Origin of the sequence: Sphingomonas sp. MMS24-J13 (genome assembly GCF_044905095.1) — a bacterium.
Taxonomy (GTDB): Bacteria; Pseudomonadota; Alphaproteobacteria; order Sphingomonadales; family Sphingomonadaceae; genus Sphingomonas_I.
Genome location: NZ_CP173258.1, coordinates 4,432,556 through 4,451,807 on the forward strand (window position 1 = coordinate 4,432,556; position 19,252 = coordinate 4,451,807).

Below are 19,252 nucleotides of genomic sequence, written 5' to 3' on the forward strand. Positions count from 1 at the left end.
CGCCCAATGTCCGCCGGCGAGTTCGCCTCGCTCCCGCGCACCACGCCAACTCAACAGGGGGAAGATGCCTATCAGGCAAAGCTCCGGCAGCGCCGGCCGATGCCCGTCGGCCCGGCGGGCTTCCCGGTACCGGACGCGAAGGCGATCTTCCGGAAGACCGAAGATGCGCAGCTGCTCAGTGTGATCGCGCGGCAGGCGTACCTCGCCCATTCGCGCTCTGTCCTGCCGGTGGCCGAGCAGGAGCGAATCCTCGCCGAGCTCCACCGGCTGGCGCTCGAGCGCTTCCCGCCCGCCGATATGGCGGTGCTGGACCGCTACCAGCTCGCACGATCTTGGAAGAAGGTCGGCGTCGAAATCGATGCGGCCGGCGGCTATGAGAAGTCTGCGGTCTTCGACCTGCCCTCGCCAGTGCTGGCGCCGACCGCCATCAACTTTCGCGCGGATCTCGGAGGGGCGTCCAGCACCGCCCCGAATCTGCCTGACGATATCACGGCCTATTTCCGGACGTTCCTGACCCTGCGCCGCGATCGGAAGCGCTTCGATGACCTGGTCGCGTTCCCTGGCCAATTCCGGGGGCGCGAGGGGCGCTATCCTCGGTGGTTCGAAATCGAGCGGCAGGTGCCCGAGGTGGGCGCCTGGCTGGCTGGTCAGCGTGGAGAGCAGCCATGAGCCGTCTCTCGAAAGCGCAGATCAAGGCGCACACCGAAGCCGTCGCCATGCTCCAACAGGACCGCCTGTCGGATGACGATCGCGAGTTCGTGCTGAACAACTGGCAGGAGAGCGCGACGCACATCAACTCGGCCGCAGGTGCGTTCTTCACGCCCTCGGCTTTGGCGCACGATGTCGCATATTTCTCGCAGGCTGATCGGATCATTGATCTCTGCGCCGGCATCGGCGCGCTCGCGCTGTGGAACTGGTGGATAAGCGGCTGCCGGGCGGAGGTCACCTGCATCGAGCTCAATCCTGGCTATGTCGAGGTCGGCCGAAAGATCTTCCCCGAGGCGCGCTGGGTCTGTGTCGGCGTCGAGACGGCACCCACGCTCGGTCACTTCGACCTCGCGCTCAGCAACCCGCCGTTCGGGAAGACGGCGAAGATCTCCAGTCCACGCTATTCCGGCGAGGACGATCTCGCCGTGCTCGACATCGCGAGCGAGTGTGCGGACTTCGCGACCTTCATCCTGCCGTCAGGATCTTGTCCCTTCGAATATAGCGGGCGGCCGAATTACCGCCGCCGGCCGAGCACGAAGTTCGATCGGTTTCACCGCCTCACCGGGATCGAGATCACCTGCGAAAGCATCGACTGCGCCTTCAGCGCCGATGCCTGGCGCGGCGTGTCGCCGAAGGTCGAGGTGATCGCGGCCGATTTCACCGAAGTGCGCGCCGCCCGGGCGCTGGAAAGGCAAGCAGCATGAGCCCGTGGCGCTGGTGGGTCGGCTTCGACGAAGACGGCGAACCCGAGACCTACAATATCGGGGAAGTGGGCTCGCGGGTACAGGCGATCGCGCTGGGCCAGCGCGAGACCCGCGCCGGTGACCGCTTCTGGATCATCGAGGCGCGGTCGTCCGAGGACATGCGCCACGAAGGTGCCGACAGTGTCCCGTTCCTGCGCAAGCGGAACAGGGAAAGCTTCGTGAATGGGCCGACCGCCGCCGGTGCGGAGAGTGCCGGTGGATAGCGCGATCATCTCGCCATGCGGGCTCTACCGCTATCGCTTGGACCGGACGGGCCAAGGATCGGGCGCGACGGCGGTCATCATGGTCAATCCGTCGACCGCCGATGCCCAGCAGGACGACGCCACCATCCGAAAGCTAAAGGGCTTCGGGGCGCGCTACGGCTGGGGCCGGCTGATCGTTGGGAACCTGTTTGCTTACCGATCGACCGATGTGCGGGTGCTTTCGAGGGCCACCGATCCAGTCGGACCCGACAACGATGCTCACCTCATGGAAATGCTGCGCGAAGCCGATCGCTTCGTGGTGGCGTGGGGCCCGGCGGCCAAACTGCCCGCACGCCTGCGGTGCCGATACCGGCGCGTCCTCGAAATCGCCCAGATGGTGAGCCGACGTCCGATGTCGATCGGCGCGCCAGCGAAAGATGGGCACCCCTGCCACCCGCTCATGCTCGCTTACGAGCGTGAGCTCCAGCCTTGGATCCCAGCATGACAACCGCATTCCCGATCGCTTGGCCGATCGGCGTACCGCGCACTGAGCCCGGCCGCCGCGCGACCAGCCAGTTCAAGACGAGCTTGGGCCCGGCCCTCAAGAATGTGGAGGGCTCGCTCCGCCGCTTCGGCGAAACGACCGGCAAGAGGGTCACGGACGTCGTGATCTCGTCGAATTACTCGCTCGGGGTTCAGAACCCGACCGATCCCGGCGTGGCCGTCTGGTTCGTCTGGGACGGGAAAGAGCGCTGCATCGCGGTCGATCGCTACCCGAAGCTCGAGCACAATCTTCAGGCGATCCATTACGTGCTCGAGGCACGGATCACCGAAGCCCGGCACGGCGGCCTTCGCATTGTCCAGCAAACCTTCACCGGCTTCATCGCGCTGCCGTCGCCGACGATGATCGGCGAGAAAACATGCTGGGAAATCCTGGGCATTCAGCCAGGCGCGCCGCGAGAGAAGATCGAGGCGGCACACAAGGCGAAAGCCCGGAGCATCCATCCTGACGCCGGCGGTGATGGGGTCGGCATGGCCGAGCTGAACGTCGCGCGCGATGTCGCGCTCGGACAGGTGCTGGCATGAACGCGGCCGCTGCAAATGATCGATCGCGCTTAGCCAAGGTCGCCCGCGTCGAGCTGGATCAACCGGTATTCGGGGCCGCCCGCTGGGTGGAGCAGGACCAGTTCGTAATCGCCCTCCTCGAGCTTGATGCTGGCGGCGGCTTCGATTGCGGGGAGGTGGACGGAGATCGGACCGCCGTCTCCCTGCAGCGAATTGGCCAACCCGTCGGAGAGGTAAACGCGGACCAGCACATCCTCGCTGGTCCCGTCGATTTCGAGCCCCGATCCCGGTGCGGGACGGATCTCCAAATCCAGTTTCACCGATTTCCGGCTGGTCGCCATGACTGATCGCCCCATCATCTTCTCGGCGCCGATGGTGCGCGCGCTGCTTGCCGGGCGCAAGACGCAGACACGGCGTATCATTAAGACGCCACCGGCGCCCCATCACCTCGGCGCGTGGGAAGTCTCGACGATCGGCGGCAGCGGCGTGACCGACATCCGCGGTCGGCCGGTGCCGGAGCAGACGTGCCTCTGGCATTCCCGGAACGGCGTGATCGTCATGCCGCGCTACGCCGTCGGCGATCGCCTCTACGTGCGGGAGCATTGGCGCGTCTCGAGCGCGCAGGATAACGTTCCGCCCCGCGAGCTGTCCAAGGATCTCACCGTTGAGTTCGTCGCGGACAGAGGCGGCTATTTTGACGGTAAGCATCGCCAAGGCATGCACATGCCCCGCTGGGCATCGCGCCTGACGCTCATTCTCGAATTGGTGAAGATCGAGCCCCTGCAGTCAATCAGCCGCGACGACGCCATCGCCGAAGGGCTCGAGGCGTTCCCCCAGACCTTCGGTGCATCCGCCTGGGGCGTGGACACTCTGCCGGAAACTGCCCACCGGCTCGATCCGGCCAAGGCCTTTGCAGAGCTGTGGCGGTCGCTCCACGCGAAGGAGGGCGAGACCTGGGAGGATAACCCGTTCGTGGTCGCGCTGCAGTTCCGCGTCGAGCGCGGCAACATTGATCGGCTTGCCGGATGATCAGGATGTTCGGCAACACGCCGGTCCCGTTCACGGCGTCCTGGTCGGCCGAGGAGCGATTCCACATCGCTGAGTGCCGGTATTTCGGCCGGCCCGCTGTCTTTCAGGATGAGCAGCCCGGCGTCGGCAAACCGCTGTTCGGCAAGCCCCACATGCAACGCCAGCGGCAGGTCATAGCGCGCTGCCAATGCGATCTGTGCGGACTCTCGCTGCTCACCAGCACGAAGGTCTCGCTGTCGCACGCCCGACCGCAGCCGCACGGCGCTTCCGGCTGGGCGGTGCTGCAGGTCGAGCCGATGCTCCACAAGCGCTGCGCGGCGACCAGCATCCGCTTCTGCCCGTCGCTCCGCGCTGACGTCGAGCGCGGTACCCTGTTCGTGCGGCAGGTGACCAGCCATCGCGTCCAGTGCGCGATCTTGAGCGAGGCTGCCGTCCTCGAATTTACCGGCGAGCGGCGCACCGCCCTCGGCCACGCCAAGGTGGAGCTGCTCCGCTGGATCGATCGGGACGCCGCCTGGCTCGAGCCCGACGCCGAACCGCGCCGCCGCGCGGCATTTCCCGAACAGCGAGAAGCAGCACCGGGAGGCGCGAGGGCATGAGCCGGCCGATAAATTTGGAAACCTCCGGATGGGGCCAATTCGACGGGTCCAATCCAACCGATGCGATGTGCGAACGCGAGAGACAGGCCTTCACGCAATACACCCTGAAGCGCCTGCAGAAGATCCCGAAGACGGGCAGCACCCAGGATGCGATCTGGGTCGGTGGCGTAATGGCTATCGTCCAGATGGCCTATGCCGTTCACGCTGGAGCGCCGCCTGAAAGCGCGCGCGAAGCCCTGCACGACGTTCTCGATTTCGCATGGCTCCAGTGCGCCAGCATGGCGTCAGGCAAGGAGGACATGAATTGACTGGACTCAGGCGCCGGCGAAAGCCGTGGGGCCTCGATCCCGAGCACGTGCGCTCGCTCGAGCACTATAAGCGCAATCCCGACCGGCTGCCGCTCGGCGTGCGAGTCCGCATTTGGTCGCAGGAGCATAGCGCCTACTGGCGGCCCGGCGGCGCTGGCTACACGAGCAAGCGGGCCGAGGCCGGCACATGGGCTTCGCAAGACGCGTTTGCGGAGGTGCGCCATTGCGATCCTGATAAGAGGATCTGGTTTGAATTCGTGCAGCCGGGCGATCTGGGCGAGGAGGCCCGGCATGGCCGCCATTGGCACGAAGATCTCGGCAACGTGCTCTGGTGGAAGTTCCCGGTGGAGGAGCCGCCCTATGTCGGCTCGCCGCTGGACGCCGCTTGGCCGGGCTATCACACCCATTTCACACCGCTGCCGCCCATCCCGCATAAACCGAAGCGAGGGAGCGCCGCAGCATGAGCGGGGGAGAGATCGAGCCTTGCCCGGCTTGCGGGGCGTTGCCGTGCGATTGGTCGGATAATCCCGCCGGCCTGAAGGAGAGGCTTCGGCAGGAGGTTATAAACACCCCCGAGACCGCCGATTTTATGGACGCCGTGCCGATGGAGGCCGCTCACCAACGCGAGCGCTGGAGCGTGGATCACGACGCGGGGAAGTCGCCTTTCGATTGGTTCTGGTTGATCGGATACCTCGCCCAGAAGGCCGCCGACGCTGCCGTTCGTGGTGATGCCGAGAAGGCCAAGCACCACACGATCAGCACGGCCGCAGCGCTGGCGAACTGGCATGCCGCCCTGATCGGCGCCGACCGCCGATTCCAGCCAGGTATTACGCCCAAGCCATCCTTCGTGGTCGGGCGATCGTCCGACATCGAATCGCAGTCAGAAGGAGGAAGTCGTGACCAGCATAGCTGAACTCGCGCGGCACTGGTCGCGCCAAACGGACAAAGGGAAGGGCATCAGGATCGAGGCCGACGCGCTCGACATCCTGAATGCGAATGGGGTCGGCGAGATGCTCCAGAGACTCGCCGCCGAAGCACAGAGAGAAGCATGCAACCAGCGGATCAGGAACTCTACTCCCGAGGGAAATACCGGCTCAAATGGGACCGGCGAGCCGACGGGAGCCTTCGATCGCCCTTCCTCCAGATCGAATGGTACGACGCGGCCGCGCGACGCAACCGCAGCCGGAGCACGGGCACAGAGGACATCGTCCAGGCGGAAAATGAGTTAGACGCGCTCTATCTCAAGCGGGAGCGGGGGCAGGCGGTTTGCGCGACCTGCGGTCAAACGCTGCGCGCCGGCGCGCGCCACCTCGTCGCCGACGCGATCGCCGATTATCTCGTCGCGCGCGAAGAGCGCGCCAGCATCGGAGCGATTCGGCCCCGCCTCGCGCACTTCACCGCCTATCTGACCGATACCGATCGACTCGAAACCGCATGCGAGGACGTCGACGAGGATTGGATCGATGCTTTCCGGAAATGGGCGCTGCAGCGGCCCATCGTTTCGACCGGTGGGAAGGAGCGCCAACGCTCCCAGGGCACGGTCGAGGCGAGCGTCGGCGCGCTCGCGGCCGCGATCAATTTCGCGCACGCCCGCAAGGATACGCTGTTCAAGGCAGCCTTCGCTGCCAAGGGTCACGGCGAGGTCAGCCGGACGCCGGGCTATCGGGCGGATGTGAAGACGCTGGCCGCGATGTTCCGTTTCTGCATCGACCCTCAGCACCCAACCGAGTGGAACACGGTGACGCGGATGCGAATCGCCCGCGCCCAGCTGCACCGCTTCCTTCAGATCAGCGTTGCGACTTGGGCCCGGCCCGACGCAGCGCATGACGTCTCGACGGCGCGCGATCGTGACCAGTGGCATTCGAACGCGCGCGCACTGAACCTCAACCCGAAGGGCCGGGCGCAGACGAAGAAGCATCGCCCGATCGTGCCGATCGGCCCGCGGATGGCGGCGCTGCTCGATTCGGAGAAAGGCCCGAAAGGGCAGGGCGGCTTTTACGTCTCTATCGGATCGGTGCGTCGGTCGTTCGAGCGGATGCAGGAGGAGCTCAAGCTCCCGCGAGACGGCGAATTGGGGATGAAACTTATCCGCCGGTCGATGTCGCACCTTGCCCGCGAGCGACTCGGCGAACGCGATTGGGTCGAGGGCCAGATCATGCTGGGCCACCGGAAGATCAGCACCTCGGACACCTATGCGCCTTTCAGCGTCGGATATCTCGGCCGTGTGCTGGAGGTGACCGATCAGATCATTGAGGAAATCGAGAGGCTCTGTCCCGGCGCTTTCGGCACGCCGTACCAGTACATCCCTGAAGCAGATCAATGACGTGCGAGCATGTCACCCTGCCCGGCGGCGCGCGGGCGATCGTATGCGGCACCCGCCGCCGACAGCGCTGCAAATGCGGTCGCGCTGCCAGTCTGCTCTGCGATTGGAAGCTGCCGGCCGGAACATGCGACGCACCGATCTGCGACCGATGCACGATGTCGCCGGCGGCCGGCAAGGATCTGTGCCCAGCGCACGCGCAAGCCTTTGCAAAATGGAAAGCGCAGCGGAGCGCCGCCGAAGTATCGAAGGAAGGTGAACGATGACCGACACGATAGATATCGGCGCGCTCATTCGGGAGCGTGATGACGCCGATCGCCGCGCCGGCGCCGCCGAGCGCCGGAGCGAGCAGCTGGCCGAATCGGCTTCCGCGCGGGAGCTGTGGCTCCGCCAGGCCAAACAGGACGCGGGTTTCTCCGACAACACGTCCTTCGATGCCGTGTGGCGCATCGCCTTGGAGGCGCTGCGCGAAAAGCGCAGCCAGCCGCCGGCCATCGACAGCATGCCGGTACTCGATAATGGCTTGTCGACGGTGATCGAGGGGGCGCTCGCGATCGTCCGCAAGCATGATTCAGGTATGTCGGGGTTGATCTTCAACCTCATCCGGTTGCAGCGCTGGTTGTCGCTCTACGTCGCGCGGGCTCGCGCTGGCGAGCTCTCGCCCGGCTCGGGCGATGCGATGCGCAACGCCGCCATCGCGGCTGTCGAATTGGCGATGGAGGAGCCGGACGTGTTCGGCGGCGATTTTGGAAAGGGCCGAACGGCTGGGCTTCGGGAGGCCCGCAATATTTTACTAGAGGCCGGTTGATTCAGCCGCCGCCTGTTGGCGCCGGGAGTGCTTTGCTAGCCGCGCGCGCGTCGGCGATCACCTTAGCCTTCTCAGCGCCGAGGTCACTTATTCGCGCGAGGCGTTCACGCCTCACGTGGGCCGCCACATACCACTCCGCGAACAGCATCTCGATCAATTCAATCAGCAGCGAAGCCTCGCCTGAGTCGACCGGGACAAGAAGGTCGATGTCTTTTTCCATGTGAGCACCGATGTTTCCGATCGATCGCACTTGGTCGATGGCGTCAATCGTTTCCACGGTGACCCCGGACGGCCCCACTCCGCTTTCGACTGCTTTCCGCAAATCGGCAATCTCGTCGGCGAGCCGGCTGCGAGCTATTTTGCAAAAATCCCGGATCATTCCCTGTATGCAGCGCCGCGCGAGAGTTGCTGCTGCCTTAGGGCTATCGTTAACGATCAAGCATGCCTCGAGGTAATCCTCTCGAAGCGCGGCCGGGATGTAGCTCGGTTGGGGCTTTGCAAAGCTTTCAGGTATAGCTCGGCGCGCATAAAGCGGATCATCGCTATAATCCACCGAAGCTGCGGCATTGTTCTGATACAGATTTTTCCGAATGCTGAAATTGATTGTGAGCTTGTTGCAGACGGGGTTGGAACAGCCGATTGCGAAGAAGCAGGCTGCCACGTTGCCCTCGACTGTGCCGCCCACACGGATCGGCGATTCGACCGCGTGACATCGATGGTCGACCACCGACTGGGCATGATTGCAGTGCGGGCACGTCCAATTGAAAGCCATCGCCGTCCTATCGCTCTGTTTGGCGCCCCGCGCCGTTCACTCCTCCGGTGGTGCGGCCGAGCGCTCTTCGTTGAAGAGCGCTCGTATCTCGCGGATCGTCCACATGAAGCCGCTGGCCGCCGCGAGTGCGATCAGAAACCGCTCCTCCTGAAACATAGCCGCGAGATCGTTGTCGAACGGCATGCATGGCAGGAAAAGGTACACGGGGAGGGGGCCGGCTGCGAAGCCAACGCGGATGAATTGGTCCGGCGGCCATTTTTTGCCTGTCATCCATTGGTGAGTGACGGCTGCGAGGCCCGCGACGATCACTGTGCCGATCGAGAGCGCATCGAGCGCTGCCGAGCTATGCGGCAGCGTCGAATGAAAGAATGCTCCTAGTCCGGTAACGAAGCTATGCTGAGAACTTGCTGCGACTGCCGCCGCGGCAGGCGCCGTCAAGCAACTTTGGCGCCGGCCAGCATACCCGCAAGAGCACTAACACCCTCAATGGCAAGTGGAACAGGCGCACCCAAAAGCCCGGCAAAAACGCCGGCAAGGGCAACGCCGAAGATACCGCCGCCGAGCACAATCGACAGCTTTCCGGCTGTGAAGTCCTTCATGCTCACTCCCTCTCGTTCGCAGATCGGTGGCTGCGAAACGGCGGCCGAAGACGATAGTTTCATCTCCCGACCTTCCCCTTGAGCACCATCCTTTAATAGGACGTTAATGGTGCGACAAGCGGAAATGCCATTTCACCGGAACAACACCGGAATAAGAATATTCCAAAATGGTGGAAAACCGGCGTTTTTCAATGGTCGGGGAGAGAGGATTCGAACCTCCGGCCCCTGCCTCCCGAAGACAGTGCTCTACCAGGCTGAGCTACTCCCCGACGGAGCGACGGTCCTGAATGCCTTGCGGGGGCGGACCGGCGAGCTAGCGGTGGCGCCTGTAGCCAAGCATGAGGGTGCCCGCAAGCGCTAACCGTCGTCTTTCCGTCACATCGCTGGCGTGCGCGGTCGGTGCTTGCTATCGCCGCGGCCTGTGAGCCCCCTCGAAATCGTCGCGACGCTGCTCGGCGTCGCCAACATCGTCCTCCTCGTCCGCCGCAGCATCTGGAACTACCCGTTCGGGCTGGCGATGGTGGCGCTCTATGCGCGGATTTTTTTTGACGCGCGGCTCTATAGCGACTCCGCTTTGCAGGTGTTTTTCTTCGCGATCCAGCTTTACGGCTGGTGGGCTTGGTGGCGTGCGGGCGGGGTCGAGCATGCGATCACGGTCGAACGGCTGACGCCCGCGGCTCGCGTTGCGTGGATGATCATGATCGCGGTCACCAGCATCGCCTGGGGGGCCATCATGCACACATATACCGATGCCTCATTCCCGTGGATCGACGCCGCCATCGCGATGGCGAGCATAGCAGCGCAGCTATTGCTGGCCCGGCGCTGTATCGAGAATTGGGTTTTGTGGATCGCGATCGATGTGGTGTCGGTCGGGGTCTACCTCGCCAAGGGGCTGTATCTGACCGGTGGGCTCTACGGGCTGTTCCTGCTGATCTCCGCGGCCGGTCTGGTCGAATGGGCGCGGGTCGAGCGACGCGCGCTGGCGGCGTCATGAGCAACGGCTTCCTGCTCGGCAAATTCATGCCGCCCCACGACGGTCACGTCCTGCTGATCCAGACCGCGCAGGCGCTGGTCGATCGACTGACGATCCTTGTCTGTTCGCTTCCCGACGATCCGATTCAGGGCGAATTGCGGCTCGACTGGATGCGGGAGATGTTCCCCACCGCCCGGATAATCGACCATCGGGGGCAGGTGCCCGACGAACGTCCCGATTTCTGGCCGATCTGGCGCGACATTGTCCGCACCGCCCATCCCGAGCCGATCGATGTGGTATTCGCTTCCGACGCCCATGGCGCGCGGCTCGCGGAGGAGATCGGCGCGCGCTTCGTCATGGTCGATCCCGGGCGTGTGGCCGTGCCGGTCTCGGGCCGCGCGATTTGCGCCGATCCGTTCGCGCATTGGCGGCATATCCCCGCGCCGGTGCGCCCCTATTTCGCACACACCATCTGCCTGCACGGTCCCGAAAGCACCGGCAAATCAACTCTTGCGCCGCGGCTCGCGCGCCATTTCGACACGCTCTACGTGCCGGAATATGGGCGTACCTATTGCGAGCAGCATGGCGTCGATCTGGCGATGGAGGATCTGCTCGCGATCGGGCGGACGCACGTTGCGATGACGCGATCCTTGCTGCGCCAGTGCAACAAGCGGCTGATCCTCGATACCGATCCGGTGATGACCGCGGCGTGGGCGCGCATGCTGTTCGGGCGGCAGGATCCGTGGTTCGAAAGCTTCGACGAAACCGCCGACCTCTACCTTCTGCTCGATATCGACATTCCGTGGGTCGATGACGGTACGCGCTTCTTCGGCGACGACGGCCGGCGGCAGCGATTCTTCGATCTGTCGCGCGACGAGCTGGAGCGACGCGGCCTCCCCTATGTCGTTATAGGCGGGCCGCCGGACGAGCGTTTTGCCCGCTCGATCGAGGCGATTGCGCAGGCCGGCTTCGGCTGAGCGATTCCGCCCCCTGTCTATCCACAGCTTTGTCACCATATTGGCGCACATGGGGTTGCGCCATGTGCGCCGTGCGTTACCCTTTTCCAAGGATCGCCCGCTGAAAGTGTCCGATGATCGCCGACGAATATGAGGATGAAGGCGCCGAGGAAGCGCCGGTCGATACGCTCGAAGCCTATTTCGAAGCGCATAGCTGGAGCTTCGAGCGGCTGAGCGACGACGAGATCGTCGCGACCGTGCCGGGGAGCTGGACCCAATATGAGTTGCGCGGCGTCTGGCGCGAGGCCGATCGCGTGCTGCAATTCCTGGCCTTGCCCGATATCCGGGTCGCGGCCGACAAGCGTGCCGCAGTCTATGAGACGATCGGGCTGGTCAACGAACAGCTCTGGATCGGCCATTTCGAGATCTGGTCGTCGAACGGCATGCTGCTCTTCCGTCATGCCGCCTTGCTCGATCCGGGGGCCGAGGCTGCGTTGACACTGGCCCAGGCCGGGACGCTGATCGAAGCGGCGATCGACGAGTGCGAGCGTTTCTACCCGGTTTTCCAGTTCGTCTTGTGGGGCGGCAAAACCCCGGCCGAGGCAATCTCGGCCGCTCTCATCGAAACCCACGGGGAGGCGTGAGCATTTTCCCGATCGAGGGCCCGGTCTGGGCGATCGGCTGCGGCAATATGGGCGGCGCGATGCTGCGCCGCTGGCTCGCGTGCGGGCTCGATCCAGCCCAGCTTATGATCGTGCGCAAATCGGGCGAGCCTTTTGCAGATGGCGTGACGGTGGTGTCGGCACCACCGCCTGACGGGCCGGCACCGGCTCTGGTGATATTGGGCGTGAAGCCGCAGATGCTCGATCTGGTGGCGCCCGATCTGGCGCCTGCACTGGCCCCCGAAACGATGCTCGTTTCGATCCTCGCCGGCGTCGAAGCGCACGCGCTGCGCCGGCGCTTTCCCCAGCCGCATGCGATCGTCCGCGCGATGCCCAACACGCCGGTGGCACTGGGGCAGGGGGTGATCGCGCTGACCGGCGAGGGGCTGGTCGCCGATGCGCGCGCGCAGGCCGAGGCGCTGATGGCGCCGCTCGGATTGGTCGAATGGGTCGACGAAGGCCTGTTCGATGTCGTGACCGCGCTTGCCGGATCAGGCCCCGCTTTCCTGTTCCGCTTCATCGATACGCTTGCCGAAGCGGGCGCCGACGCCGGTTTGCCTGCCGATCAGGCCGCCCGGCTCGCATTGGCGACCGTGGCCGGGGCAGGCGCGCTCGCAGCGGCGTCGCATGAAAGCCCGCGCGCTTTGGCCGATCGCGTTGCCAGCCCGGGCGGAAGCACGCGGCGCGGCCTCGACGTGCTCGATGAGCCGGAGGGGCTGATGCCGCTGATCCGCGACACGCTGACCGCCGCGATCCTGCGCAACCGCGAGATGGCGGCTGCCGCGCGCTAGCCTTTCCGGCGCCGCGCAATTCCGTTCATCTCGAAGGAAGTCGCCGGACGCTAGAAAGCGTGTTTCGATTTCGCTCGAGACGAACGGGGCATCAGCATTCTTATCGAATCCGATCAGGTCGAGCTTGGTCGAAGCCCATCCGAACGCCCTCGACCCATGAGACGGACTGAGAGCGCAGCCGATTGCGGCGACGCAGCACGCAGTGTAGGCGCCCGAATGATGCATTCGGCGTCGGACCAGCCTTCGTCGGAAAAGCGGCGTTTCACGCTGCCCCGCCGCACCACCTCGATCATCATCACGTTGATCGTGCATCTGCTGCTGTTGCTGCTGCTCATCACGTTGTCGCCGCCGCGCACGTTCATCCCGATGGGGGGTGGGCATCTGATCTCGATTTCGGTCTCCGATCAGAACGACGCCGCGAAAGCGAAGAGCCAGAGCAAGGCCAAGGCCGCCACGAAGCAATCCAAAACCACCGCGGCCGCAGCCGCGTCGAAGCCGGTTCCGCCCCCGCCCGTTCCGAATCCGAACTCGCCCGAAGTTCAGGTGCTCAGGCTGACGCATGACGAGATGGTCGGGCTCGACGCCACCTTGCGCTCGCATTCCAACAATAGCGGGCAGCAGAGCGCGGATGCGAGTGCGGGCGATTCGTCGGGCGATTCGGAGAAAGCCGGCACCGGTGCGCATGGCGAGCAGCTTTATGCCGCCGAATGGTATCGCAAGCCGACCGACGCCGAACTCAACACCTATATGCCGCATAACAAGATCGGCTGGGGCGACGTCGCCTGCCGCACCGCGCCGCGCTACCATGTCGAGGATTGCTACGAACTCGACGAATCGCCGCGTGGCTCGCAGATTTCGCGGGGCGTGCGCGAGGCCGCGTGGCAGTTCCTGGTACGGCCGCCGCGCATCGGTGGACACGTGATGGTCGGCGAATGGGTCCGCATCCGCATCACGCTCTACGATAGGGAAAGCGACCTGCCGGCGGGGCGGTAGGTGATCGTATTGTCCCCATTCCGGGACGACTGATACGTTACCGCGGACGGTTGATCGGGTGGCCGCCCATTTCGCGATGGCGGATGATGCGCAGATAGCCCTCGACCAACGCATGGTTGACCGCGTCCCACGAATAGCGCTCGCTCACCGCACGGCCGGCGGCGCCGGCCGCGGTGCGGGCTTCCAGGTCCTGGCAATAATATTGGAGCGCCAGCGCGAAGCTCTCGCTCGCGCCGGGACGGATCAGTCGGCCGGTGACATTGTCCTCGACCAGGCTCAGGCTGCCGGTCGCGCGCGCCGCCACCACCGGCAGCCCGCACGCCATCGCCTCGAGCGTCACGTTGCCGAACGTCTCGGTCACGCTCGGATTGAGCAGCATGTCCGAGCTGGCGATCGCGCGCGCCAGATCCTCGCCGCGCTGAAAGCCGATGAAGATCGCGTCCTCGCCGAGCCGCGTCGTGAACCATTCGCGCGCCGGCCCCTCGCCGATCACGACCACGCGCGCCTTCACGCCGCGGCGGTGAAGCGCGTCCATGCTCTCGGCGAATACGTCGAGGCCCTTTTCCATCACCACCCGGCCGATGAAGCAGATCAGCGGCTCGTCGTCGGCGATGCCGATCGAGCGGCGCCACGCCATGTCACGCTTGGCCGGGGAGAAGATCTCGGTCTCCACCCCGCGCGACCAGATACCGACATCGTAGCTCATGCGCTGCTCACGCAGCACCTGGGCCATCGATTCGGATGGCGCGAAGATCGCGTCGCAGCGCCGGTAGAGGCGGCGGATCATCGCCTCGACGAACGGCTCGAGGAACGCCATGTTGTAATAGCGGAAATAGGTCTCGAAGCGGGTGTGGACCGATGCCACCACCGGAATGTCCCACCGCCGCGCGAGCGTCACGGCGCGGTGGCCGAGAAATTCGGGCGAGGAGATGTGGAACATGTTGGCGCCGAACTCCTTGAGATCGCGCTGCACCCACCAGGGGATGCCCAGCGGCACGCGATATTCGCCGCGGCCGGGGAATGGGATGGCGGGGACACCCACGACCTTGCCGATCGACGGGAAGGCCGGCGTCTTGCTCTTGGGGCTGTAGATGCGGACCTTGGCGCCCTGATTCAGCAGATAGCCCGACAGTCGGTTCAGCGCCTGGTTCGCGCCGTCGCGGACATAGTTATAATTGCCCGAGAACAGGGCAACGCGGAGGTCGGAGATTTCCATAAGCGAGGCTGGTTAATCACGCGCACGCCAAAAGGCCATGGGAGAACGAGGGCGGTGCGATCAATCGCGCGTGCCGTGCCGGATCAGTTCGAGGCGGTCACGCCCTCGTCGCCGCCGGCCAAATCCTGCGCCGCCAGCTCGGCGCTATGGGCTACCGCCTTGGCACCGGCATAGATGAAGCCGTAAGTCGGGTAAGCGTGGGTGCCGATATCGCCGATCGGGCCGTACCAGACCTTGACCGCACTCCAGTCACCCTTGGCCGACGCGTCCATCACCGTCACGTCGCGCTCGATGCGGCCGTGGCTGCTCCAATTGGCGTGCGTCACCTTGACGATGCGGTCGGAAATCACCTTGGTGACCGTCGCGACATGGCCGGACCGCATGGACCCGATCGCCTTGAACACCAGCACCGAGCCGAGCTTGGGGGCCGACCCTTGGGCATATTTGCCGATCGCCTGCTTCCACCAGCCACCGGCGGCGCCGAACAACTGGATGCCCGAAAAGACGCGGGCGAACGGGGCGCATTGCCAGAAGGTCGACTGTGCATTCGCGGCCGAGGGGGCTGCAAGCGCGGCCATGAAGAGGACGGAACAGACCGCCACTTTAAGACGTTGTAGCATGTTAGGTAGAATTCCCCGATCCCGCTCGTCATGGTCTGGGTATCCGGTCCGGCGGACGATGTAAGCTGCACTGCGGCGAAGCGAGCCGTCGCCGCGTTCATCCGGGGTTTATCCACAGGCCGGTTTCAATTCGCCGCCGGAATCCCCCGATCCGGCGGGGCCGAAGCCGCGAATCACCCGCGGAAAGGACTGCCCTTGCGCTCGATCCGGTGCGCGGTTAAGGGACCGCACCCTCCGGGCTGGAGGAGTGTAGCTCAGTTGGTAGAGCATCGGTCTCCAAAACCGAGGGCCGTGGGTTCGAGTCCCTCCACTCCTGCCATTTCCTGCCCGTGTGGTCGCCGTGGCGGCGGATTTGGCCCATCTTGCGGAAGCGTAGGCGAAGGTCTAAGTGCTCTGCCTAATCCAAAAGCGACGTAGGATTGCCATCGGCCGACCGGCCGGTAGCGGTCCCATGTCTCGCTGAACCAATTTGTGAGGGGCCCTGTGGCTAAGGTTTCGCCCATCGAGTTCATGAACCAGGTGAAGGCAGAGACCGCCAAGGTCGTCTGGCCGACCCGCCGTGAGACCGTGATGACCGCCATCATGGTGATGGTCATGACGATCGTGCTCGGAATCTTCTTCTTCAGCGTCGATTGGGCGTTCAGCCGGATCGTCAAGCTGCTGCTGTCGCTCGCCTCTTAAGTTTCGGGATAAGAACAAGAATGTCGCGCTGGTACATCATCCACGCTTATTCGGGCTTCGAGAACAAGGTGAAGGACCAGATCCTCGCCGACGCGGTCCGCATGGGTCTCGACCAGCTGGTCGAGGCGGTCGAGGTTCCGACCGAGAAGGTCACCGAGGTTCGCCGCGGCAAGAAGGTGACCTCCGACCGGAAGTTCTTCCCCGGTTATGTGCTGCTCAAGGCGGCCATGAACGATGACGTCTATCACCTGGTGAAGAACACGCCGAAGGTGACCGGCTTCCTCGGCTCGAGCGGTCGCCCGCAGGCGATCACCGATGCGGAAGCCTCGCGCATCCTCAACACCAAGGAGGAAGCGGCGGTCGCGCAGCCCAAGGCCAAGATGAAGGTCGATTACGATATCGGCGATTCGGTCAAGGTGCTCGAAGGCCCGTTCGCAAGCTTCAACGGCCTGGTCGAGGAACTCGATTTCGATCGCAGCCGCGTCAAGGTGTCGGTCTCGATCTTCGGGCGCGCGACCCCGGTCGAACTCGAATTCGATCAGGTCGAGCGCAGCAAGTAAGAGGTTCCAGATCCTCCCGGCGAAATCGTCGGGAGGATTGTTTTTCGCCCCGCTTTCGGCTAGGGGCGCCCCCTTCCACAGCACCAGCTACGGAAAATCGTGCGGGAGGTCGTCTTCGGACGTCCGCTTGAACCGCTAGGCTTGACCGGGACGAGGCGGTTTCACCACCAAATCCCGCTACAGAGTGACAGATCATGGCTAAGAAGATTACCGGTTACATCAAATTGCAGGTGCCGGCCGGCAAGGCTGCGCCGTCCCCGCCGATCGGCCCCGCGCTCGGTCAGCGCGGCGTCAACATCATGGAATTCTGCAAGGCGTTCAACGCGCAGACCACGGGCGAGGAAGTCGGCACGCCGCTCCCGACCGTGATCACCGTCTATGCCGATCGCAGCTTCTCGTTCGTCACCAAGACGCCGCCCGCCACCTATCTGCTGAAGAAGGCCGCCAACCTGAAGTCGGGCTCGAAGGAGCCGGGCAAGCTGTCGGCCGGCACGATCAAGCGTTCGCAGGTCGCCGAAGTCGCTCAGGCCAAGATGAAGGACCTGAACGCCAACGATATCGAGGCGGCGACGAAGATCATCGAAGGCTCCGCACGCGCGATGGGCCTGCAGGTTGTGGAGGGCTGATCCGATGGCAAAGCTGAGCAAGAAGCAGAAGGCCTGGTCGATCGATCCGATCAAGCTGCACGGCGTCGACGAGGCGATCGCACTCGCCCGCACCAACGCCACCGCCAAGTTCGACGAGACGATCGAGGTCGCGCTCAACCTGGGCGTCGATCCGCGTCACGCCGACCAGATGGTCCGCGGCGTCGTCACCCTGCCCAAGGGCACCGGCAAGTCGGTCCGCGTCGGCGTGTTCGCCCGCGGCGCGAAGGCCGATGAAGCCCGTGAAGCGGGTGCCGAGGTCGTCGGTGCGGAAGATCTGCTCGAGACGATCCAGGGCGGCACGATCGATTTCGATCGCTGCATCGCCACCCCGGACATGATGGGCCTGGTCGGCCGTCTCGGCAAGGTGCTGGGCCCCAAGGGCCTGATGCCGAACCCGAAGCTGGGCACGGTCACCATGAACGTCGCCGAAGCCGTCAAGGCGGCCAAGGGCGGCCAGGTCGAATATCGCGTCGAGAAGGCGGGCATCATCCATTCGGGTATCGGCAAGGCGTCGTTCCCGGCGGAGGATCTGCGCGCCAACTTCGACGCGCTGGTCGATGCGGTGGTCAAGGCGAAGCCGACCGGTGCCAAGGGCAAGTATCTGAAGAAGATCGCCGTCAGCTCCTCGATGGGCCCGGGGATCAAGGTCGACGTCGCCGAGATTTCGGCGATCTGATCCCGATCGATCACTTCGAAGACTATGAAAGGGCCGGGTTATCCCGGCCCTTTTTTCATGGCCTAACCGATCGTTAACCGCCCTCTGTCATGAGCCGCGCGGGGCCGTCAAAATCGGCGGCGGGTGGGATGAGTGCATGAGTGGGAACTTCGCTTTCCTGCTTCCGATCATGATGGCCACGTTCGGTTGCGCCTTCATCGCCGCGTGGCGTTGGGGGGCCGCGTCGGCGGCCTGGTGGGGTGCGGGCTATCTGTGCGCGGCGGTCGCCTTCTGCATTCCGTTGGTGCCGCACGCCGTGCCGGTGGCGATCCGCTCGGCTGTGGCGAATGCGTTGTTCGGCATCTCGTTCCTGCTCTACGGGCAGGCGCTGCAGGTGCGGTTGGGCGAATTGCGCATCGGCTGGCGGCGACCGCTTGTCCTCATCCTGTCGATCGCGGGTTGCGTCATTGCCCAGCATCTCCACAATCTGTGGGGCGAGTTGGTGTCGTCGGATCTCGGCTGCGCCCTGTTGATCGCGATCCCGATGCGGTCCTGGCGGCGCCATATCGCGCTACCCGGCGGCAAGTTGCTGATGATCACCACCTGCCTTGCTGTGTTCGACAATGTCTCGCGCGCCAGCACGGTGTTCCTGACCGTGCCCGCCAATGGCGGCAGCCTGCTCGCGACGCTGTACGGCTTTCTGATGCAGAGCATGGCGATGGTGTTCGGGATGATGATGGCGCTGGCGGCGTTGCGCAGCATCGTCGTCGAGGCGCTGGAGCGGTATCGCAACCAGGCGCTGATCGATCCGCTCTCGGGCGTGTTCAACCGGCGCGGGTTCGAGGCGGCGCTTGCAGGCCAGAGCCTGCCCGGATCGAGCATCGTGCTGTGCGATATCGATCGGTTCAAGGCGATCAACGATCGTTTCGGCCATGATGCCGGCGACAAGGTGATTGCCGCCCTGGCACAGACGATCCGCACCAACATGCCGATCGGCGCGACCGCGGCGCGCATCGGGGGCGAGGAGTTCGTTGTCCATCTGCCCGGCATGGCGCCCGCGGCGGCGGCCTTGTTCGCGGATCAGATGCGGCTCGCCTTCACCGCGCGGGATTGGCGTGCGATCGGGCTCGACCTCGATCCCACCGCCAGCTTCGGGGTCGCGCCGGTGGCGGCGCATGACGCATCGGTCCATGACGCGATCCGTCGCGCCGATGCGCGGCTGTACGAAGCGAAGCAATCCGGTCGTAATCGCGTGTCGGTGACGCCGGCCGCTGTGCTGGTCGCCGCCTGACCGCTCGATCAGAGTGAGCCAATTTCCCGTCTGGACGTTTCCGGGCCGCATCC

Annotated in this window: 28 protein-coding genes and 2 tRNA genes; 23 read left to right on the forward strand and 7 right to left on the reverse strand. The window is 64.7% G+C overall.

Going from position 1 to position 19,252, the window contains the following annotated elements:
- The first annotated feature begins 6 nt into the window (after positions 1–6).
- The 5 genes from AB4Z44_RS20685 to AB4Z44_RS20705 are packed head-to-tail and all read left to right on the forward strand — an operon-like array spanning position 7 to position 2,740.
- Positions 7–669 carry a hypothetical protein gene (locus AB4Z44_RS20685; RefSeq protein ID WP_404711533.1) on the forward strand — a complete coding sequence of 221 codons (663 nt, stop codon included), beginning with the start codon at positions 7–9 and terminating at the stop codon, positions 667–669.
- Positions 666–1,412: a hypothetical protein gene (locus AB4Z44_RS20690; RefSeq protein WP_404711534.1), complete on the forward strand. Its 747-nt coding sequence runs from the start codon at positions 666–668 to the stop codon at positions 1,410–1,412. The genes AB4Z44_RS20685 and AB4Z44_RS20690 overlap by 4 nt, the downstream gene beginning before the upstream one ends.
- Positions 1,409–1,675, forward strand: a complete 267-nt coding sequence (locus tag AB4Z44_RS20695; RefSeq protein WP_404711535.1) for a hypothetical protein — start codon at positions 1,409–1,411, stop codon at positions 1,673–1,675. Before AB4Z44_RS20690 ends, AB4Z44_RS20695 begins: the two co-directional genes overlap by 4 nt.
- Positions 1,668–2,159: a DUF1643 domain-containing protein gene (locus AB4Z44_RS20700; RefSeq protein ID WP_404711536.1), complete on the forward strand. Its 492-nt coding sequence runs from the start codon at positions 1,668–1,670 to the stop codon at positions 2,157–2,159. Before AB4Z44_RS20695 ends, AB4Z44_RS20700 begins: the two co-directional genes overlap by 8 nt.
- Positions 2,156–2,740, forward strand: coding sequence for a J domain-containing protein (locus tag AB4Z44_RS20705; protein WP_404711537.1), 585 nt, complete (start codon positions 2,156–2,158; stop codon positions 2,738–2,740). The genes AB4Z44_RS20700 and AB4Z44_RS20705 overlap by 4 nt, the downstream gene beginning before the upstream one ends.
- A 29-nt stretch (positions 2,741–2,769) precedes the next feature.
- Here the strand turns inward: AB4Z44_RS20705 and AB4Z44_RS20710 are convergent, their stop codons facing one another.
- Positions 2,770–3,060, reverse strand: coding sequence for a hypothetical protein (locus AB4Z44_RS20710; protein ID WP_404711538.1), 291 nt, complete (start codon positions 3,058–3,060; stop codon positions 2,770–2,772).
- Here AB4Z44_RS20710 and AB4Z44_RS20715 point away from each other — a divergent pair.
- From AB4Z44_RS20715 to AB4Z44_RS20745, 7 genes are all read left to right on the forward strand, one after another.
- A complete protein-coding gene (locus AB4Z44_RS20715; protein ID WP_404711539.1) occupies positions 3,059–3,748 on the forward strand; it encodes a hypothetical protein in 690 nt (229 codons plus the stop codon). The two genes, AB4Z44_RS20710 and AB4Z44_RS20715, sit on opposite strands and share 2 nt — an antisense overlap.
- Before the next feature lie 5 nt (positions 3,749–3,753).
- On the forward strand, positions 3,754–4,347 hold the full coding sequence (locus AB4Z44_RS20720) for a hypothetical protein (RefSeq protein WP_404711540.1): 594 nt from the start codon (positions 3,754–3,756) through the stop codon (positions 4,345–4,347).
- Positions 4,344–4,655 carry a hypothetical protein gene (locus tag AB4Z44_RS20725; RefSeq protein ID WP_404711541.1) on the forward strand — a complete coding sequence of 104 codons (312 nt, stop codon included), beginning with the start codon at positions 4,344–4,346 and terminating at the stop codon, positions 4,653–4,655. Before AB4Z44_RS20720 ends, AB4Z44_RS20725 begins: the two co-directional genes overlap by 4 nt.
- Before the next feature lie 47 nt (positions 4,656–4,702).
- Positions 4,703–5,119 carry a hypothetical protein gene (locus tag AB4Z44_RS20730; protein ID WP_404711542.1) on the forward strand — a complete coding sequence of 139 codons (417 nt, stop codon included), beginning with the start codon at positions 4,703–4,705 and terminating at the stop codon, positions 5,117–5,119.
- Positions 5,116–5,568 carry a hypothetical protein gene (locus AB4Z44_RS20735; RefSeq protein ID WP_404711543.1) on the forward strand — a complete coding sequence of 151 codons (453 nt, stop codon included), beginning with the start codon at positions 5,116–5,118 and terminating at the stop codon, positions 5,566–5,568. The genes AB4Z44_RS20730 and AB4Z44_RS20735 overlap by 4 nt, the downstream gene beginning before the upstream one ends.
- Positions 5,569–5,703: 135 nt before the next feature.
- Positions 5,704–6,978 carry a hypothetical protein gene (locus tag AB4Z44_RS20740; RefSeq protein WP_404711544.1) on the forward strand — a complete coding sequence of 425 codons (1,275 nt, stop codon included), beginning with the start codon at positions 5,704–5,706 and terminating at the stop codon, positions 6,976–6,978.
- 259 nt (positions 6,979–7,237) lie between these two features.
- Positions 7,238–7,783, forward strand: a complete 546-nt coding sequence (locus AB4Z44_RS20745) for a hypothetical protein (RefSeq protein WP_404711545.1) — start codon at positions 7,238–7,240, stop codon at positions 7,781–7,783.
- 1 nt (position 7,784) lies between these two features.
- On the opposite strand, the gene AB4Z44_RS20750 is transcribed toward AB4Z44_RS20745, so the two are convergent.
- The 4 genes from AB4Z44_RS20750 to AB4Z44_RS20765 form a co-directional block, all read right to left on the reverse strand.
- Positions 7,785–8,555, reverse strand: a complete 771-nt coding sequence (locus AB4Z44_RS20750; protein WP_404711546.1) for a DUF4145 domain-containing protein — start codon at positions 8,553–8,555, stop codon at positions 7,785–7,787.
- A 36-nt stretch (positions 8,556–8,591) separates the two neighbouring features.
- On the reverse strand, positions 8,592–8,993 hold the full coding sequence (locus AB4Z44_RS20755) for a hypothetical protein (protein ID WP_404711547.1): 402 nt from the start codon (positions 8,991–8,993) through the stop codon (positions 8,592–8,594).
- Positions 8,990–9,154 carry a hypothetical protein gene (locus AB4Z44_RS20760; RefSeq protein ID WP_404711548.1) on the reverse strand — a complete coding sequence of 55 codons (165 nt, stop codon included), beginning with the start codon at positions 9,152–9,154 and terminating at the stop codon, positions 8,990–8,992. The genes AB4Z44_RS20755 and AB4Z44_RS20760 overlap by 4 nt, the downstream gene beginning before the upstream one ends.
- Before the next feature lie 192 nt (positions 9,155–9,346).
- Positions 9,347–9,423, reverse strand: a tRNA-Pro gene (locus AB4Z44_RS20765).
- A gap of 152 nt (positions 9,424–9,575) precedes the next feature.
- Between AB4Z44_RS20765 and pnuC the strand changes: the two genes are divergently transcribed.
- The 5 genes from pnuC to AB4Z44_RS20790 all read left to right on the forward strand — a co-directional run bounded on the left by pnuC (position 9,576) and on the right by AB4Z44_RS20790 (position 13,529).
- Positions 9,576–10,148 (forward strand): nicotinamide riboside transporter PnuC, encoded by a 573-nt coding sequence (gene pnuC, locus AB4Z44_RS20770; RefSeq protein WP_404711549.1) that lies wholly within the window; start codon positions 9,576–9,578, stop codon positions 10,146–10,148.
- Positions 10,145–11,104 carry an AAA family ATPase gene (locus AB4Z44_RS20775; RefSeq protein WP_404711550.1) on the forward strand — a complete coding sequence of 320 codons (960 nt, stop codon included), beginning with the start codon at positions 10,145–10,147 and terminating at the stop codon, positions 11,102–11,104. The genes pnuC and AB4Z44_RS20775 overlap by 4 nt, the downstream gene beginning before the upstream one ends.
- A 113-nt stretch (positions 11,105–11,217) precedes the next feature.
- On the forward strand, positions 11,218–11,727 hold the full coding sequence (locus tag AB4Z44_RS20780) for a YbjN domain-containing protein (RefSeq protein ID WP_404711551.1): 510 nt from the start codon (positions 11,218–11,220) through the stop codon (positions 11,725–11,727).
- A complete protein-coding gene (gene proC / locus AB4Z44_RS20785) occupies positions 11,724–12,536 on the forward strand; it encodes a pyrroline-5-carboxylate reductase (RefSeq protein ID WP_404711552.1) in 813 nt (270 codons plus the stop codon). The genes AB4Z44_RS20780 and proC overlap by 4 nt, the downstream gene beginning before the upstream one ends.
- A gap of 216 nt (positions 12,537–12,752) precedes the next feature.
- Complete coding sequence (locus AB4Z44_RS20790) at positions 12,753–13,529, forward strand: hypothetical protein (RefSeq protein WP_404711553.1); 777 nt, start codon at positions 12,753–12,755, stop codon at positions 13,527–13,529.
- A gap of 37 nt (positions 13,530–13,566) precedes the next feature.
- On the opposite strand, the gene AB4Z44_RS20795 is transcribed toward AB4Z44_RS20790, so the two are convergent.
- Both AB4Z44_RS20795 and AB4Z44_RS20800 read right to left on the reverse strand, forming a co-directional pair.
- Complete coding sequence (locus tag AB4Z44_RS20795; protein WP_404711554.1) at positions 13,567–14,745, reverse strand: glycosyltransferase family 4 protein; 1,179 nt, start codon at positions 14,743–14,745, stop codon at positions 13,567–13,569.
- An 83-nt stretch (positions 14,746–14,828) separates the two neighbouring features.
- The gene (locus tag AB4Z44_RS20800) at positions 14,829–15,365 is read right to left on the reverse strand and encodes a CHAP domain-containing protein (protein WP_404711555.1); all 537 of its coding nucleotides are present in this window, start codon (positions 15,363–15,365) and stop codon (positions 14,829–14,831) included.
- Positions 15,366–15,608: 243 nt separating this feature from the next.
- Between AB4Z44_RS20800 and AB4Z44_RS20805 the strand changes: the two genes are divergently transcribed.
- The 6 genes from AB4Z44_RS20805 to AB4Z44_RS20830 all read left to right on the forward strand — a co-directional run bounded on the left by AB4Z44_RS20805 (position 15,609) and on the right by AB4Z44_RS20830 (position 19,199).
- A tRNA-Trp gene (locus AB4Z44_RS20805) sits at positions 15,609–15,684 on the forward strand.
- A 164-nt stretch (positions 15,685–15,848) separates the two neighbouring features.
- Positions 15,849–16,046, forward strand: coding sequence for a preprotein translocase subunit SecE (secE, locus tag AB4Z44_RS20810; protein ID WP_404711556.1), 198 nt, complete (start codon positions 15,849–15,851; stop codon positions 16,044–16,046).
- A gap of 20 nt (positions 16,047–16,066) precedes the next feature.
- Complete coding sequence (gene nusG, locus AB4Z44_RS20815) at positions 16,067–16,606, forward strand: transcription termination/antitermination protein NusG (protein ID WP_404711557.1); 540 nt, start codon at positions 16,067–16,069, stop codon at positions 16,604–16,606.
- 194 nt (positions 16,607–16,800) lie between these two features.
- A complete protein-coding gene (gene rplK, locus AB4Z44_RS20820) occupies positions 16,801–17,232 on the forward strand; it encodes a 50S ribosomal protein L11 (protein WP_404711558.1) in 432 nt (143 codons plus the stop codon).
- Between the two features lie 4 nt (positions 17,233–17,236).
- The gene (rplA, locus tag AB4Z44_RS20825) at positions 17,237–17,929 is read left to right on the forward strand and encodes a 50S ribosomal protein L1 (RefSeq protein WP_404711559.1); all 693 of its coding nucleotides are present in this window, start codon (positions 17,237–17,239) and stop codon (positions 17,927–17,929) included.
- Between the two features lie 136 nt (positions 17,930–18,065).
- Complete coding sequence (locus AB4Z44_RS20830; RefSeq protein ID WP_404711560.1) at positions 18,066–19,199, forward strand: GGDEF domain-containing protein; 1,134 nt, start codon at positions 18,066–18,068, stop codon at positions 19,197–19,199.
- The last annotated feature ends 53 nt before the right edge of the window (positions 19,200–19,252 follow it).